Consider the following 14,219-nt stretch of genomic DNA (forward strand, 5'->3'; position numbering starts at 1 on the left):
ATGATACGAACGTCCGCACTGTCTCCATCGAGTGGTGGTGGCAAGCATCTCTCCTGGGGCGCCAGGCGCGGGCGTCCCCCGATCAGTCGGTATGCAAAGTCGCCGATGGCGGCGGTGGATCGCCATCCGCGAGGCGCTCGTACTCGGAGATGACCTGCGCCCCGAACAACAGCAGACCGGCGGCAATCTCCAGGCTCAGCAGCACGACGATCGCCGTCGTCAGCGAGCCGTAGACGACGCTCACCTGCGACAGGCCGGCGAAATACCAGACGAGAAGGTGTCGCGTCACCTCCCACAGCAACGCGGCGGTGGTGGCGCCGATCAGCGCGTGGCGCCATGCCAGACGGCCCACGGGCATGACGAGATACACCGACGTCAACAGGATCACTTCACCTGCGAACCCGAGCAGGTACAGGAGCAAGCCGGAAATCCCCTTCAGCGACCACACGCGCCCGAGGAGTTCGATCGACTCTTCCCCCACGACCTGCAGACTCCCGGCCACGAGGGTCACGAGCAACAGGCCGATGCCCAAGGTGAGGATGTAGCCGTACGGCAGCAGCGCCGAGATGAGGAAGTGCCTGCGGCGGGTGGCCACGCGGTGCAGGAAGATGACCGACATCGCGTTCTCCAGCACCGTGAACGCGAGCGAACTGAAGAACAGCATGGTCGCGAGCAGCACCCAGCCAATGAACTCACGATGTTCGAGGAAGTTCGCGAGTTCGGCCACGATGGCACGCGACTGACCCGGGGTGAGCCACTCGAGGTACCGGCCGATGGTGACCAGCAAGTCGGCTTGGTCGATGACATGGGACAACGCGATGACGATCAGGATCAACAGCGGCACGATCGACAAGAGCGCGTAGTAGGCGACGGCGCCAGCGAGTAGCAAACCTTGATTGGCGCGGAACCCGCGAACGCACCGCAAGAGGAAGCGTCCCGGATGGGCCAGGACGTGGCGGGCGGGGGCGGAAACGAGGGGCATGTTGCACGGTAGCGCATGTGCGCTGTCCAGTCTTGGTTCCCCTGTGCGCTAGAACAGCTCGTCCTGCGGTGGCGGCGGTGGGGCAGTCTTCACGCCGCGCGCCAGCGGCGCCGCTTCGATCTTCAGCGGCCCCATCCACAGCTTGAAGAACTGCGGCGCCTCGTCCACCGTGCAAGTCAGCCAACGCATGTAGTCCTCGGGCGCGAGGACCACGACCATGCGCTTTTCCTCGCCCGGCTCGTGAAAGAGTTGCATCACCGGGTGGCCGTCCGCATTCACGGTCAACATGGCGAACGTGAACACCTCTCGACCGTCATCGCCGCGCCAGCGGCTATAGATGCCGGCGATGCCCATGGGCACGTCCCCCTCCTGGGCGATGCGCCAGCGCTCCGACTTGCCAGGCTTCCCGGCCGCGCCGAAATAGCGCGGCTCATAGATCGCCTCAGCAGGAACGATGCAGCGCTGCCCATTCGCCCACGCCCTCTTGAAGCTGGTGAGGGCATGGACGGTCTCGCTGCGCGCGTTGTAGGTCCTGCGTCCGTACTTGACCTCGGCCCACGGGCCGGGGCGCAGCCCAAATGCACCTTGCTCGGCGACCATGGCGGGCCTGCCGCCTTCCTGGCCCTCGACCTGCAAACGGATGAAAGGCGCTTCCCCGAGGGGGAACACGTCGCGCTCATGCAGGTTCGCCGGGATCTCCACCCCGAAGAACGTCAGCATCCGATCCATCCGCGTGACCGGGCGGTAGTTCGAGCACATCCGATAACTCTAGCCCGTCGGCAAAAAAACCCGAGGAGCTCGTGAGGTGAGCCAGTTCGGCGCTAGGGTAGCGCCATGGGCAACCCGAACAGAACTCAGCAGAACGGCCCCTGCAGGACCTGCAACGCCAACGGCGGGCTATGGCATGGCGAGCCGAACACCGTGAACTGCATGCGGCCGATGGACAGCCACCGGCACGTGATGCGGGGCGATCAGGCCACGCGCTGGACGAACCCCTGTTGGCAGCCGGTCACGCAGCCGCTGCCGCTGGACGCGGTGTTGGAGCTGGTGCGGCGCTGCTAGCCCCCGCGCTATCTCGCGCAGCAACCGCCCGCCGCAGAAGCAGCGCCCTCGTGTGCCGCGCCCAGGTCTTCGAGGATCGTGCAGTCGATCGCCGGCCCGCCGGCGCATGCCGATTCGCAGGTGCAGACGAAGGCACTGAGGCTGGCCTCCAGGGCCTGCAGCTCGGCGAGGCGGCTGCGCAGCTGCGCGAGGTGGAGGGCCGCGATGTCGCGCACCTCGTCGCAAGGCCGGTCGGGTTGATCGACGAGGCCGACCAGCTCGCGCACCTGGTCGATCGAAAAGCCGAAGTCGCGGCATCGGCGGATGAACGTGAGGCGGCGAATGGTCCGCTCGTCGTAGTGCCGCTGGCCTGCGTCGGTGCGGTGGGCCGGGGGCAGCAGGCCGATCTCTTCGTAGTAGCGGATGGTCGGCACGGTGCAGCCGGTCTGGCGGGCGACGAGGCCGATGGAGAGTCTTGCGTTCATCGCGCCATCCTAATCACCCGCAACGGCCGGGCGGGCAGGCGCAAGCCTTGCGGCCCGGCTGCTCGTCGACCGGCAGCGCACACGCAGGCGCGGTGAGCCGCGTCTTGCGCCTTCGCCAGAGCACCGCGGCCGCACCCAACGCCGCCAGGCCGAGCAGGGCGAATGCCAGCGGCAGCAACTCGTCGGCGCAGGCGAGCAGTGCCGACCCCACTGCGGCGAGGCTCGCGGAGCCTGCCGCCAGCGTGGCAGCCCCTCCGAGAAGTGGCACCGCACAGCAGGCGGCGCAAGCGGCTCCCACGCCGAGCGCGGCTTTCCAAGATTTCATGTCGTGTTTCCGAAGCCTGGGCACAACGCCCACGCCGCCACGGTAGGACCTCAAGCCACTTGAGGGTCAAGCGTTGATCTGTGTCAGACGGGCGCACCGCACCCGCCCCACACTGCGCACATGAAGCTCACATTCCTTGGCGGCACCGGCACCGTGACCGGCTCGAAGTACCTGCTCGAACACGGCGGCCGCAAGCTGATGATTGACTGCGGCCTGTTCCAGGGTCTCAAGCAGCTGCGGCTGCGCAACTGGGAGGCGCTGCCGGTGGACCCGTCGACGGTCGATGCGGTCGTGCTGACGCATGCGCACCTCGACCACAGCGGCTTTCTGCCGCGCTTTTGCGAGGGCGGGTTCTCAGGCCCGGTGTACACGAGCCAGGCCACGCGCGAGCTGTGCGGTCTCCTGCTGCCCGATTCCGGCCGCCTGCTGGAAGAAGAAGCCGAGTACGCCAACCGGCACGGCTTTTCCAAGCACCACCCGGCCTTGCCGCTCTACACCGAAGAGCAGGCCCGGCGGGCGCTCGCGGCCTTGCGCACGGTGGCGCTTGGCCAGCCCTTCGAGCCCATTCCCGGCGTGCAGGTGAGCCTGCGCAAGGCGGGCCACCTGCTCGGTGCGGCGAGCGTGCATGTCGCGTGGGGCGGCCGCTCCATCCTCTTCTCGGGCGACCTCGGGCGCCAGGCCGATCTGCTGATGTTTCCGCCCGACGCGCCCACCCCCTGCGACTGGCTGGTGATGGAGTCGACCTACGGCGACCGCAGCCATGTCGAGACCGATGCGCTGGAGTTGCTGGCCGACGTGATCAACCGCACGGCCGCGCGTGGCGGCGTGGTCGTGGTGCCGTCGTTCGCGGTGGGGCGCGCGCAGGCGCTCATGTACGCGCTTCACCTGCTGCGCGAGCAGCACCGCATCCCCGACATCCCGGTGTTCCTCAACAGCCCGATGGCGACCGACGCCACGCGCATCTACGAGGCGCACCATGCCGAACACCGGCTGACCGCCGAGCAGTGCGAAGCCCTGCGCCGCACGACCCGCATCGTCACCAGCGTCGACGAGTCGAAGCGCCTCAACACCCTGCGCATGCCGGCTGTGATCATCTCGGCCAGCGGCATGGCTTCGGGCGGGCGCGTGCTGCACCACCTGAAGGCCTATGCGCCCGACCGGCGCAACAGCATCGTCTTCGCCGGCTACCAGGCGGCCGGCACGCGTGGCGCTGCGATGGTGGCGGGCGCCGAGACGGTGAAGATCCACGGGCAGCATGTGCCGGTGCGTGCCGAGGTGGCATGCATCGATTCGATGTCGGCTCACGCCGACCGCAAGGAGCTGCTCGACTGGGCCGCTGCGCTGCCGCGGGCGCCGCGCCATGTGTTCGTGACGCACGGCGAGCCGGTGGCCGCCGACGCGCTGCGCCAGGCGCTCGAAGAGCGCCCGGGGTGGACGTGCTCGGTGCCCGAATACCGCGATTGCGTCGACCTCGACGCGCCGGCGTAAGGCTCAGCGCGCGAGGTGGCCGCCCTCCACCGTGAAGTACGCCCCGCTGCAGAACGTGGAGGCAGCACAGGCGGCCTGGCGGGCGTCACACCGAGCGGGCCTTGACCCGGGCGCCGTCCTTCAGGCCTGCGGGTGGGTAGACGATCACCGTGGCGCCGGGGTCCACGCCTTGCGGCACCCAGGCCATGCTGCCGTTGCGCGCGCCGACCTTCACCCGCAGCAGTCGCGCGTGGCCGTTGTCGAGGCGGAAGACGCCGAAGTCGGCATCGCCGGGCCCTTCGGAGTCCGGCAGCGGGAAGACGGCACTGGCCGGCAGCTGCACCGCCTTGTCGAGCGCGAGCGTCACCACGCGCACGCTCACACGGTAGCCATCGCCGAGGCTTGCCCAGCGGGCTGCGGGGCTCGTGATGTCGATCAGCACCTTCACGCGCTGCTCTTCCACGCCGAGCGCCGAGACCTTGGTGAAGCCCGCGGGCTCCACGCGCCGCACGGTGCCATCGAGTGCGCCCGTGCCGCCCCAGCGCTCCACGAGCACCTGCGCGCCCGGCTGGATGCGCAGGGCGTCGGTGGTCAGCAGTTCGGCCACGATCTCCTGCTGCGAGGTGTCGCCCAGCTCCAGGAGCGGCGCACCCAGCGCCACCGCACCTTCGCTCACTTGCGCCACCCGCAGCACGCGGCCGGCCACCGGCGCGCGCAGGTCGAACGCGCGCCCGTTCTGCTGCGGGCCGCGCACCACGCGCAGCGCGTTGCCGGCCTGCTCGACCTCGTGGTTCGCCACCTGCTGCTCCTGCAGGGCGGCGTCGAGTTCCTTCTGCGCGGCTTCGGCGGCCAGGCGGGTGACTTCGAGCTTGGTGAGCGACACGAAGCCCTGCGTGGCCAGCTGCTCGGTGCGCGCCGCTTCGCTGAGCGCCTGCTTGAGGCCGATGCGCGCACCGTCGGCCCGCGCGCGTGCCCGCTGCACCTGCGCGAGCGCAATGCCCAGTCGTGCCTGCAGGTCGCGCTGCGTGCGGTCGTCGAGCATGGGCGAGAGCACGGGCACGATTTGTGCCACCACCGCGCCGGCTTCGACGCGGTCGCCTTCGCGCAGGCGCATGCGAAGCAGCTGCCCGGCGAGGGGTGCAGCCACCACGTAACGCTCGCGCACGCGCGTCTTGCCGTCTTCGTCGATCGTGGCCTTGAAAGCGGCTTGCGTGACCGTCGCCACCTCGACCTCGAGCGGCCTCGGCGCAAACGCCCACACCACCAACCCCAAAGCCACTGCGGCGCCGCCGCCGGCCACCGCCCATGTCGATCGTTTCATCGTCATTCCCTCGTCTTCAAGGCCGACACCATGTCGAGCCGGTCGATGCGCCGGCGCACGACCCATGCGCTCGCCAGGCCCGCCACCACCACGCACAAGGCCGCCCACGCGTAGGTGCGCGCACGGATCACCACCGGAAAGAAGAACTGGTCGGACTTCAGCATCTCGCCGACCGCATGCGTGAGCGCCCAACCGAGCAGCATGCCCAGCGGCAGCGCGATCGCGATCACGAGCGCCAGCTCGCCCAGCAGCAGCGCCGACACTTCGGCGCGCGTGAAGCCGAGCACACGCAGGCTGGCCATCTCCCAGGCGCGCTCGGCCAAGGCGATGCGCGCGTTGTTGTAGACCACCCCCACCGCGATGATGCTGGCGAAGATGGTGAGGATGGTGCTCATGATGCGCACGTTGCGCGCGCTGATCTCCTGCATGTTGCGCAGCATCGTGGCCTTGCTCCAGGCCCCGGCGATGCGCGGCAGGCTCTTGCTGGCTTCCAGCACCGCCGACTCCGCGCCGCGGTCGATCGAGAGCACGAAGCCGGTCGACAGGTCGCTCTCGCCGAGCACGCGGTTGAGCGAGGGCCGGTCCATGTAGGCGTTCAAGCCCATCATCTCGCGCACCGTGCCGGCCACCACGATGTCGAGCGTGCGGGTGCGGCCTTCGAGCACCTCCATGCGCACCGTGTCGCCTACGCGCAGGCCGAGCTTGTCGGCCAGCCTGTCGGTGAGGAGCAGGCCTCGCCCGTCGAGCAGGGCCTGCCGGCCGTCCACGTCGATCACGCGGTAGAGGTCGGGCCGCGGGGCATAGCCGCGGATCATGCTGCGCTCGCGCCGGTGGCCGTTCACGAACTCCACCTGCACGAAGCGCGACGTTTCCACCGCCCTCACGCCGGGCAGGCGCGCCACCTCCAGGCGCACGGCGTCGTCGACCGGCTCGGTCACCCACACGCTCACGTCGCCGCGCAGGCCGAGGGTGAACTGGGTGTCGACCACCACCTCGATCGCATCGCGCAGGAAGTTGCCCATCACCACGATGGCCACGGCCGCTGCCACACCGCCGATCGACAGCGCCGTGCGCAGAGGCCGGCGCTCCATGTTGCGCAGGATCATCCGCGGCCCCGGGCCCAAGGCGTGCAGGCCCAGCCGTTCGAGCAGCGTGGCGCGGTAGCGGCCGGGGGCGGGCGGGCGCATGGCCTCGGCCGGTGCCAGCCGCACGGTCGCGAGGATGGCGTTGAGCGTGCCCGTCACCGCCGTGGCGACGGTGATGCCCACGCTCACCACCAGCAGCCAGGGCGCGATGCGGTGCTCGAAGCTCGGGAAGTGGAAGAACTCCGCATAGAGCCCGGTGAACATCGTGCCCAGGCGGTCGCCCACGGCAACGCCCAGCAGCAGCCCGAGCATCACGATCACGAGCACGAGTTTCAGGTAGTGCAGGGCGATGCTGCGGTCGGGGTAGCCGAGCGCCTTGAGCGCGGCGATCTGCTCGCGCTGCGTCGAGACCAGCCGCGACACCACCACGTTGAGCAGGAAGGCCGCCACCGCGAGGAAGATGACCGGCAGCACCGTGCCGAGCACCCGCTGCTCCTTGATCTCGTTGTCGAGCATGGCGTGCGAGGTCTGGTGCACCCGGCCATGGGCCGGCTGCCCGCCATAGGGGGCGATGTGCCGCGAGAGCCCATCGATCACCACCTGCTCCGAGGCGCCTGGGGCAAGCTTCACCGCGACGCGGTTGAAGGCGCCGCGCATGTCGTAGGCCGAGGCGAGCACGTCCTTGTCGAGCCAGAAGATGCCGAAGCCGCGCATGTCGGGCATGCCCCAGAGGCCGGCGAAGATGAACTCGGGCGAGAGCGCCGTGCCCACCACCACGAGCGCGCGGCGCCGCCCGTTGATCTGCGCATACACGGCGGAGCCGGGTTGCAGCTGCCGGGCTTGCGCGAAGCCTTCGGACACCAGCACCTCGATGCTGCCGTCACCGCGCTGGCTGCCCGCGCCCTGCGGCCAGCGCCCGCGGCTGAGCGTCACCCGGTTCATGTGCTGCGCATGGCTGGCCTCCAGCCCGATGAGCTGGCCGATGATCGGGTCGACCAGGCCAGGGATCTCGACCCGCACCACCTGCTCGATGGTGGTCTGCACGTCGGCAATGCCCGGCACGTCGTCGCGCAGCACGCCGGCCAGCGACAGCGGCGCGCGCTTCATTCCCGCGAACACGTCGGCGAAGCGCCCGTCGGCGTAGAAGCGGTCGCGCGCCAGCGCCAGCGAGTCCACGGCCGAGAGGCTGGTGAGAAAGCCGCCGATGCCGCTGGCCACCACCAGCGCGATGGTCAGCGCCTGGCTCCACATGAGGCGCAGGTCGCGCAGCAGCTTGCGGTCGAGGGCTTTCATCGCAGCGTCACCACGACAGCTCCGCGGGCGAGAGCTTCTTCTCGTTCACTTCCACGCGCAGCACCCGGCCGTCGCCGAGGTACACCACGCGGTCGGCCATGCCCGCGATGGCCGCGTTGTGGGTGATCACGATGGTGGTCGTCCCGAGTTCGGCATTGATGCGCGCGATGACCTCGAGCACGAGCTTGCCGGTCTGGTAGTCGAGCGCGCCGGTGGGTTCGTCGCACAGCAGCACCTCGGGCCGCTTCACGATGGCCCGTGCGATGGCCACGCGCTGCTGCTCGCCGCCCGAGAGCTGCGCGGGGAAGTGGTCGCGCCGTGGCGTGAGGCCCACCCGGTCGATGGCGTCGTCGACCGTCATCGGGTTCTTCACGATGTCGGTCACGAGGGCAACGTTCTCGCGCACGGTCAGGCTGGGGATCAGGTTGTAGAACTGGAAGACGAAGCCCACGTGTTCGCGCCGGTAGGTGGTGAGCTCGGCGTCGTCGGCGCGGCTCAGGTCTTCGTCGCCGAACATCACCTGGCCGGTGCTCGGCACATCCAGCCCGCCGAGGATGTTGAGCAGGGTCGACTTGCCGCTGCCCGAAGGCCCTAGCAGCACCACGAACTCGCCTCGGGCGATGTCGAGGTCGACCTCGCGCAGCGCGTCCACGCGCGTCTCGCCGCTGCCGTAGGACTTGCCGAGCCCGCGCGTGCGGAAGACGCAGCCGGCTGGGGGCGGCGTGCGCATCGCGTTCGGCATGGGGCGCTCCTGAAAATGGGACCCGACGAGCCTAAGGTGATGCGCTCAGGCGCCGTTGACGCATGTCAACCGATCGGTGCGTGGGGTCTCACACAGTCTCGCCATGACCCACACCGCTGCGCCCGCCAAGGCCCCGCCCGATGTCGACAGCGGCCCCGCCGGCCTGAGTGACGACGAGGCGCACGCGCGGCTGCTGCGCGACGGGCCGAACCGCCTGCCACCGCCCCGGCACCGCAGCCCGCTGGCCGTGGTGGCCTCGGTGGCGGCGCAGCCGATGGTGCTGCTGTTGCTCGCCTGCACGCTGCTGTACGGGCTGCTCGGTGAATTCTTCGATGCGGTGGCGCTCGGCGTGTCGATCTGTGCGGTGATCGGCATCTCGGCCTTCCAGGAGTTGCGCACCCAACGGGTGCTGGAAGCCCTGCACGACCTGGCCAGCCCGCGCAGCAGCGTGCTGCGCGGCGGGGTGGTGCGCCGCATTTCGAGCCAGGAGATTGTGGTGGGCGACCGGCTGCTGGTGGAGGAGGGCGACCGCCTCGCCTGCGATGCGGTGCTGCGCCAATCGCACGGCCTGCGGGTCGACGAATCGCTGCTCACGGGCGAGTCGGTCCCGGTCGACAAGCACCCCGGCGATGCCGACGCCTGCCGGCTGAACGCGGGCACGCTCGTGGTGCAGGGCGATGGCGTGGCCGACGTCACCGCCACCGGGCCGCGCACCGCGCTCGGGCGCATCGGCGGGGCGATCGGTGCGGTCGCACCGCGTCAGAGCCGCTTGCATGCCGAACTCAAGCGCCTCGTGCAGGCGGTGGCCGTCGTGGCGCTCATCACCTGCGTGGTGGCCGCGATGCTCTTCGCCTGGCGCGACGGCTCCTGGTCGGCCGGCCTGCTGGTGGGCCTGACGCTCGCCATGTCCATCGTGCCGGAAGAGTTTGCGGTGGTGTGGACGGTGATGCTCGCGCTCGGCGCCTGGCGCCTCGCGCGGCAGCAGGTGCTGACGCGCCAGCCGCAGGCCATCGAGACCCTGGGCTCGACGACGGTGCTGTGCGTCGACAAGACCGGCACGCTCACCTGCAACCAGATGGAAGTGGTGGGCGCGATGTCGTCGGCCGGCGAGGCCTGCGAGCGCCGGCCGGGCGATGCGCTTCCCGTGGCGCTCGCACCCCTGCTGCACGCGGCGGCGCTGGCGAGCGTGGCCGAAGGGCTCGAGCCGATGGACCGCGCCATCCTGCGCCTCGCGCCGCGCGACGCCGCAGACGCGCGCAAGGTGCTGCAGGCCCGCGAAGGCGTCGCGCCCGGCCGGCCTTACGTGCGGCAGTGCTGGGACCTCGGCGACGCGGGGCCGCTCTGGGTGGCGATCAAGGGCGCGCCCGAAGCGGTGTTCGAGCGCTGCGCCGACGTGCCCGAGGCGCTGCCGCGCCAGGTGCATGCCTGGGCGCAGCGCGGCATGCGCGTGATCGTCGTGGCCGGCGCACCCTGCCGCGATGCCTCGGCGCTGCCGGAGAAGGGCTACACCGTGCAGGGCGTGCTGGCCTTCCGCGACCCGCTGCGCGAGGACGTGCCCGCCACCTTGCGGGTGTGCCGCGAGGCCGGCGTGCGGGTGGTGATGATCACCGGCGATTCCGCCGCCACGGCCCTTGCGATCGCGCGCGACGCAGGCCTCGTGTCGGCGCACGACGAGCGTTCGGCCGCGCCCCCGGTGCTGACCGGCCGCGAGCTCGACCGGGCCAGCGAAGCGCAGCTCGAAGCCCTGGTGGCGCACGTGGCGGTGTACGCCCGCGTCACGCCGGTGCAGAAGCTGCGCATCGTGCAGGCCTTGCAGCGGCGCGGCGAGGTGGTCGCGATGACCGGTGACGGCGTGAACGATGGCCCGGCCCTGCGCGCGGCCGACGTCGGCGTGGCGATGGGGGGCCGCGGCACCGATGTCGCCCGCGAAGCCGCCGCGCTGGTGCTGCTCGACGACCGCTTCACCTCGCTCGTCGACGCGGTGCGTGCAGGGCGGCGCATCTTCGGCAACCTGCAGAAGGCGATCGGCTACCTGCTGGCCGTGCACGTGCCCATCGTCGGGCTCTCGCTGCTGCCGCTCTTCGGCGGGCCCGTGCTGCTGCTGCCGCTTCACGTGGTGCTGTTCGAGCTGATCATCGACCCGGCGTGTTCGCTCGTCTTCGAGGCGGAGCCGGCGCCGAAACAGTCGATGCAGGTGCCGCCTCGCGCCGCCGCGGCCACGCTCGTGACCTGGCCGCTGGTCGCGCGGGCGCTGGCGGTCGGCGGGCTGGCCCTCGGCTTCGCGGCGGCCGTGCAATGGGCGGCACAGCGGGCCGGCGCGACCGACATGCAGTTGCGGCTGGCGGGGGTGGTGTCGGTGGTCATCGGCAACCTGGTCATGCTGCAGTGGTTCCGGTCGGGCGGCGGCGCGTCGCACCACGGCAACCGGGTCTTCCAGTGGCTGCTGCTCGGGGTGTGCGCGCTGGGCGCCGTGGTCGGGCTGGTGCCGCCGGTGGCCGCAGCCTTCGGCCTTCCGGTGTTGCCGGCCCTGCCGGTGCTGCTGACACTCGCCGCGCCGGTAGGGTGGGCCGGCTGGCGGCTGCTCGGGGCACATGCTTCAGGCAGCACGAGTCGCACCGCTTCGTGAACGAAGCCCTGGAAGCGCGGGCATTCCACCTGATGCAACGGTAACGACTTGGCTAGACTCTTCTTGTAACTTTCTACTTACAACGACTCCCGCGCATGGCGATCCGCCGCCCCCCGTCGCTGTCCCGGCCCATCAGCGCGTGGACGGCCTTGTTAGAGGCCAGCACCGAACTGCTGGCCTTGCTCGACCGGCATGGCGTCGTGGTGTGGGCCAACCCCGCGTTGCTGCGGGCGGTGGGTGCCCCTGAGGGCCTGCCGCCAGGGCAGACACTCGCCGACGCGCTCCGCCTGCGCGCCGGCGCTGCCATGCAGACCCTGGCCGACGCCTTGCGTGCCCGCCAGCCGGTGCAGCTGAGCGCGCTCGCCTGGTGCGACGCCGAAGGTGCGGTGCGCAGCGCCGATGCCACCCTGAAGCCGCTGCGCGAAGAAGAAGCCAGCGCCGACGCGAGCTGGCTCTGGGCCATGCGCGACACCACCGAACTCACCCGCTCGCAGGCCGAGACCACGCGCGTCACCGAGCGGCTGGCGCGCGCGCAGGAGTTCGGCCGCCTCGGCCTCTACGAGCGCGAGCTGCCGATGGGCAAGGGCCACTGGGACGCCAACATGTTCCGCCTGTGGAACTTCGACCCCGCCAATGGCGCGCCCGACTTCAAGACCTTCGTCTCGCGCATCCACCCCGACGACCGCCCGGGCATGGACTACCGCGACTCCGCCCGCACCCCCGGCAAGTACGCCAAGCGCTACCGCATCAGCTCGCCCAGCGGGCAATGGCGGCATGTGCACGCGCAGTGGGAGGTGAAGGCCGGGCCCGACGGCGAGCCCAACATCATCATCGGGGCGATGGTCGACGACACCGAGGTCTACGAACTCGCCGAGTCGTTCAACACCACGAGCGCGCAGCTCAAGCTGGCGGTCGAACTCGGCAACATCGCGATCTGGCGGCACGACCTCCGGCTCGACCGCATCTTCTACAACGACAAGGCCTTCGAAGTGCTCGGCATCATGCCGCGCCCCGAGGGGCTCGCGCTCGACGAGGTGCGCTCGCTGATCCACCCCGACGACATTCCGCGTGTGGTGGCCACCGCGGCCGAATCGCTCGACACCGACCGCCCGGTCGACATGGAGGCGCGCTACCGCCGCTCCGACGGCACCTACCGCTACGTGCTCACGCGCCGCGTGGTGCGGCGCAACGCCGATGGGCAGCCCATCGAGTTCATGGGCGTGGCGCTCGACGTCACCGAGCAGGTGGCCAAGACGCGGCGTGCGCAGGAGCTGGCGCGCCGGCTCGAAGTGGCGGCGTCGGCGGCGGGGCTGGGCATCTGGAGCCGCGAGCCGGGCCTCGAGCGCGGCGAGTGGAACGAGCAGATGTTCCACATCATCGGCCGGCCCGTCTCGCAGGGCGTGCCACGGCGCACCGAGTGGCTGAACGAGGTCGTCCACCCCGACGACCGCGAGCGCATGCGCACCGCACACGCCGAGCTGCGCGCCACCGAAGACGTGACCGTCGAACATGAATACCGCATCGTGCGGCCCGATGGCGAGGTGCGCTGGGTGGTGAGCCGGGCGCGGCACGAGAAGCGCGAGTCGGGCAGCGTGCAGTTCGGCATCGCCATCGACGTGACCGAGCGGCAGGAGAAGCTCGTGGCCCAGCGCGAGAGCCAGGCGAAGTCGGAATTCCTCGCACGCATGAGCCACGAATTGCGCACGCCGCTCAACGCGGTGCTCGGGTTTTCGCAGCTGCTGCGGCTCGACCCGGCGCTGGCCGGCTCGGCCTCGCTCGCCAAGGTGCAGCACATCGTGTCGGCCGGCGAACACCTGCTGTCGCTCATCAACGATGTGCTCGACCTGTCGAGCCTGGAGAGCGGGGAGGTGAAGCTCGACCTGCGCCCCGTGCGCCTGGCCGACGTGCTGCAGGAGGCGAAGGCGCTGGTGGAGCCGGCGGCGCGCGATGCTGGGGTGAGCGTGGCGGTCGACGAGACGGACGCCGTGGTGCGGGCGGACCGCACCCGCGTGCGCCAGGTCGTGATCAACCTGCTGAGCAACGCCGTCAAGTACAACGTCTTGCGCGGGCGCGTCCACGTGAGCGTGCGCGAGAGCGGCGACGTCGCGCTGCTGAGCGTGGCCGACAGCGGGCGCGGCATGACGCGCCAGCAGATGGCGCACCTCTTCGAGCCATTCAACCGCCTCGGGGTGGAGCGCGAGGGCATCGAAGGGGCCGGTGTGGGCCTGTCGGTCGTGAAGGCGCTGGTCGAGCGCATGGGCGGCTCGGTGCAGGTCGAGAGCACCCCGGGCGTCGGCTCCCGCTTCGAGGTGCGGCTGCCGCGGCACACCGGGCCGGTGGTGCCCGACGAAGCGCCGCCCGCAGACGTGGCGCCCCCGGTGCCGCCTGCGCCGCCTGCATTGCGTCCGCAGCGCCAGGGGCGCCTGCTCTACATCGAAGACAACCCGGTCAACGCGCTGCTGGTCGAAGAGATGGTGCGGCGCCATGCAGGCCTGCAGATCGAGACGGTCGCCAGCGGCCTGGCCGGGGTGGCGCGGGCCCGCGAGCTGCAGCCCGACCTGATCCTCGTCGACATGCAACTGCCCGACGTCGACGGCTACGAGGTGCTGAGCCGCCTGCGCGAGCAGCCCTCGACCGCGGGCATCCGTTGCGTCGCGCTGTCGGCCAACGCCATGCCGGAAGACATCGCCCGTGCCAGCGCGGCGGGCTTCACCGACTACTGGACGAAGCCGATCCACATGCCGACTTTCCTCGCCGCGCTGGAGCGCCTGCTGCCGGGCTGAAAACCCGCGGGTGCAGGGTCAACCCTGATGTACTTGTGCGCCTTGCGAGGCGCGTAGTGCGACTCTTAC

Annotated in this window: 11 protein-coding genes; 4 read left to right on the top strand and 7 right to left on the bottom strand. The window is 70.4% G+C overall.

The genetic code is table 11. The features are described from left to right. Positions 1-82: 82 nt before the first annotated feature. Both RXV79_RS09180 and RXV79_RS09185 read right to left on the bottom strand, forming a co-directional pair. Entirely contained in the window at positions 83-982 is a 900-nt protein-coding gene (locus RXV79_RS09180; RefSeq protein WP_316703129.1) for a YihY/virulence factor BrkB family protein, read from the bottom strand. Between the two features lie 48 nt (positions 983-1,030). Further along, positions 1,031-1,741 (bottom strand): SOS response-associated peptidase, encoded by a 711-nt coding sequence (locus RXV79_RS09185; RefSeq protein ID WP_413816672.1) that lies wholly within the window; start codon positions 1,739-1,741, stop codon positions 1,031-1,033. Positions 1,742-1,816: 75 nt separating this feature from the next. Between RXV79_RS09185 and RXV79_RS09190 the strand changes: the two genes are divergently transcribed. After that, entirely contained in the window at positions 1,817-2,044 is a 228-nt protein-coding gene (locus RXV79_RS09190; protein ID WP_316703131.1) for a hypothetical protein, read from the top strand. Between the two features lie 8 nt (positions 2,045-2,052). On the opposite strand, the gene RXV79_RS09195 is transcribed toward RXV79_RS09190, so the two are convergent. Further along, entirely contained in the window at positions 2,053-2,508 is a 456-nt protein-coding gene (locus RXV79_RS09195) for a MerR family transcriptional regulator (RefSeq protein WP_316703132.1), read from the bottom strand. Between the two features lie 13 nt (positions 2,509-2,521). Further along, positions 2,522-2,833, bottom strand: a complete 312-nt coding sequence (locus tag RXV79_RS09200; protein WP_316703133.1) for an LPXTG cell wall anchor domain-containing protein — start codon at positions 2,831-2,833, stop codon at positions 2,522-2,524. A gap of 120 nt (positions 2,834-2,953) precedes the next feature. Here RXV79_RS09200 and RXV79_RS09205 point away from each other — a divergent pair, with 120 nt between their 5' ends. Continuing rightward, a complete protein-coding gene (locus RXV79_RS09205; protein ID WP_316703134.1) occupies positions 2,954-4,321 on the top strand; it encodes an MBL fold metallo-hydrolase in 1,368 nt (455 codons plus the stop codon). Between the two features lie 85 nt (positions 4,322-4,406). Here RXV79_RS09205 and RXV79_RS09210 read toward each other — a convergent pair whose 3' ends face one another. The 3 genes from RXV79_RS09210 to RXV79_RS09220 are packed head-to-tail and all read right to left on the bottom strand — an operon-like array spanning position 4,407 to position 8,741. Further along, positions 4,407-5,621 (bottom strand): efflux RND transporter periplasmic adaptor subunit, encoded by a 1,215-nt coding sequence (locus RXV79_RS09210; RefSeq protein ID WP_316703135.1) that lies wholly within the window; start codon positions 5,619-5,621, stop codon positions 4,407-4,409. 2 nt (positions 5,622-5,623) lie between these two features. Beyond that, on the bottom strand, positions 5,624-7,999 hold the full coding sequence (locus RXV79_RS09215) for an ABC transporter permease (protein ID WP_316703136.1): 2,376 nt from the start codon (positions 7,997-7,999) through the stop codon (positions 5,624-5,626). Positions 8,000-8,006: 7 nt separating this feature from the next. Further along, positions 8,007-8,741, bottom strand: coding sequence for an ABC transporter ATP-binding protein (locus RXV79_RS09220; RefSeq protein ID WP_316703137.1), 735 nt, complete (start codon positions 8,739-8,741; stop codon positions 8,007-8,009). A 103-nt stretch (positions 8,742-8,844) separates the two neighbouring features. Between RXV79_RS09220 and RXV79_RS09225 the strand changes: the two genes are divergently transcribed. Further along, positions 8,845-11,367 (top strand): cation-translocating P-type ATPase, encoded by a 2,523-nt coding sequence (locus RXV79_RS09225; RefSeq protein WP_316703138.1) that lies wholly within the window; start codon positions 8,845-8,847, stop codon positions 11,365-11,367. A gap of 95 nt (positions 11,368-11,462) precedes the next feature. Next, positions 11,463-14,150 carry a PAS domain-containing protein gene (locus RXV79_RS09230; RefSeq protein WP_316703139.1) on the top strand — a complete coding sequence of 896 codons (2,688 nt, stop codon included), beginning with the start codon at positions 11,463-11,465 and terminating at the stop codon, positions 14,148-14,150. The last annotated feature ends 69 nt before the right edge of the window (positions 14,151-14,219 follow it).

The sequence above is a fragment of the Piscinibacter gummiphilus genome, assembly GCF_032681285.1.
Taxonomy (GTDB): domain Bacteria; phylum Pseudomonadota; class Gammaproteobacteria; order Burkholderiales; family Burkholderiaceae_C; genus Rhizobacter; species Rhizobacter gummiphilus_A.

Bases quoted from the DNA above. Each gene is read 5' to 3' on its own strand.
- RXV79_RS09180 (WP_316703129.1), bottom strand. From the start codon at position 982: ATGCCCCTCGTTTCCGCCCCCGCCCGCCACGTCCTGGCCCATCCGGGA.
- RXV79_RS09195 (WP_316703132.1), bottom strand. From the start codon at position 2,508: ATGAACGCAAGACTCTCCATCGGCCTCGTCGCCCGCCAGACCGGCTGC.
- RXV79_RS09220 (WP_316703137.1), bottom strand. From the start codon at position 8,741: ATGCCGAACGCGATGCGCACGCCGCCCCCAGCCGGCTGCGTCTTCCGC.
- RXV79_RS09205 (WP_316703134.1), top strand. From the start codon at position 2,954: ATGAAGCTCACATTCCTTGGCGGCACCGGCACCGTGACCGGCTCGAAG.
- RXV79_RS09215 (WP_316703136.1), bottom strand. From the start codon at position 7,999: ATGAAAGCCCTCGACCGCAAGCTGCTGCGCGACCTGCGCCTCATGTGG.
- RXV79_RS09190 (WP_316703131.1), top strand. From the start codon at position 1,817: ATGGGCAACCCGAACAGAACTCAGCAGAACGGCCCCTGCAGGACCTGC.
- RXV79_RS09185 (WP_413816672.1), bottom strand. From the start codon at position 1,741: ATGTGCTCGAACTACCGCCCGGTCACGCGGATGGATCGGATGCTGACG.
- RXV79_RS09230 (WP_316703139.1), top strand. From the start codon at position 11,463: ATGGCGATCCGCCGCCCCCCGTCGCTGTCCCGGCCCATCAGCGCGTGG.
- RXV79_RS09210 (WP_316703135.1), bottom strand. From the start codon at position 5,621: ATGAAACGATCGACATGGGCGGTGGCCGGCGGCGGCGCCGCAGTGGCT.
- RXV79_RS09225 (WP_316703138.1), top strand. From the start codon at position 8,845: ATGACCCACACCGCTGCGCCCGCCAAGGCCCCGCCCGATGTCGACAGC.
- RXV79_RS09200 (WP_316703133.1), bottom strand. From the start codon at position 2,833: ATGAAATCTTGGAAAGCCGCGCTCGGCGTGGGAGCCGCTTGCGCCGCC.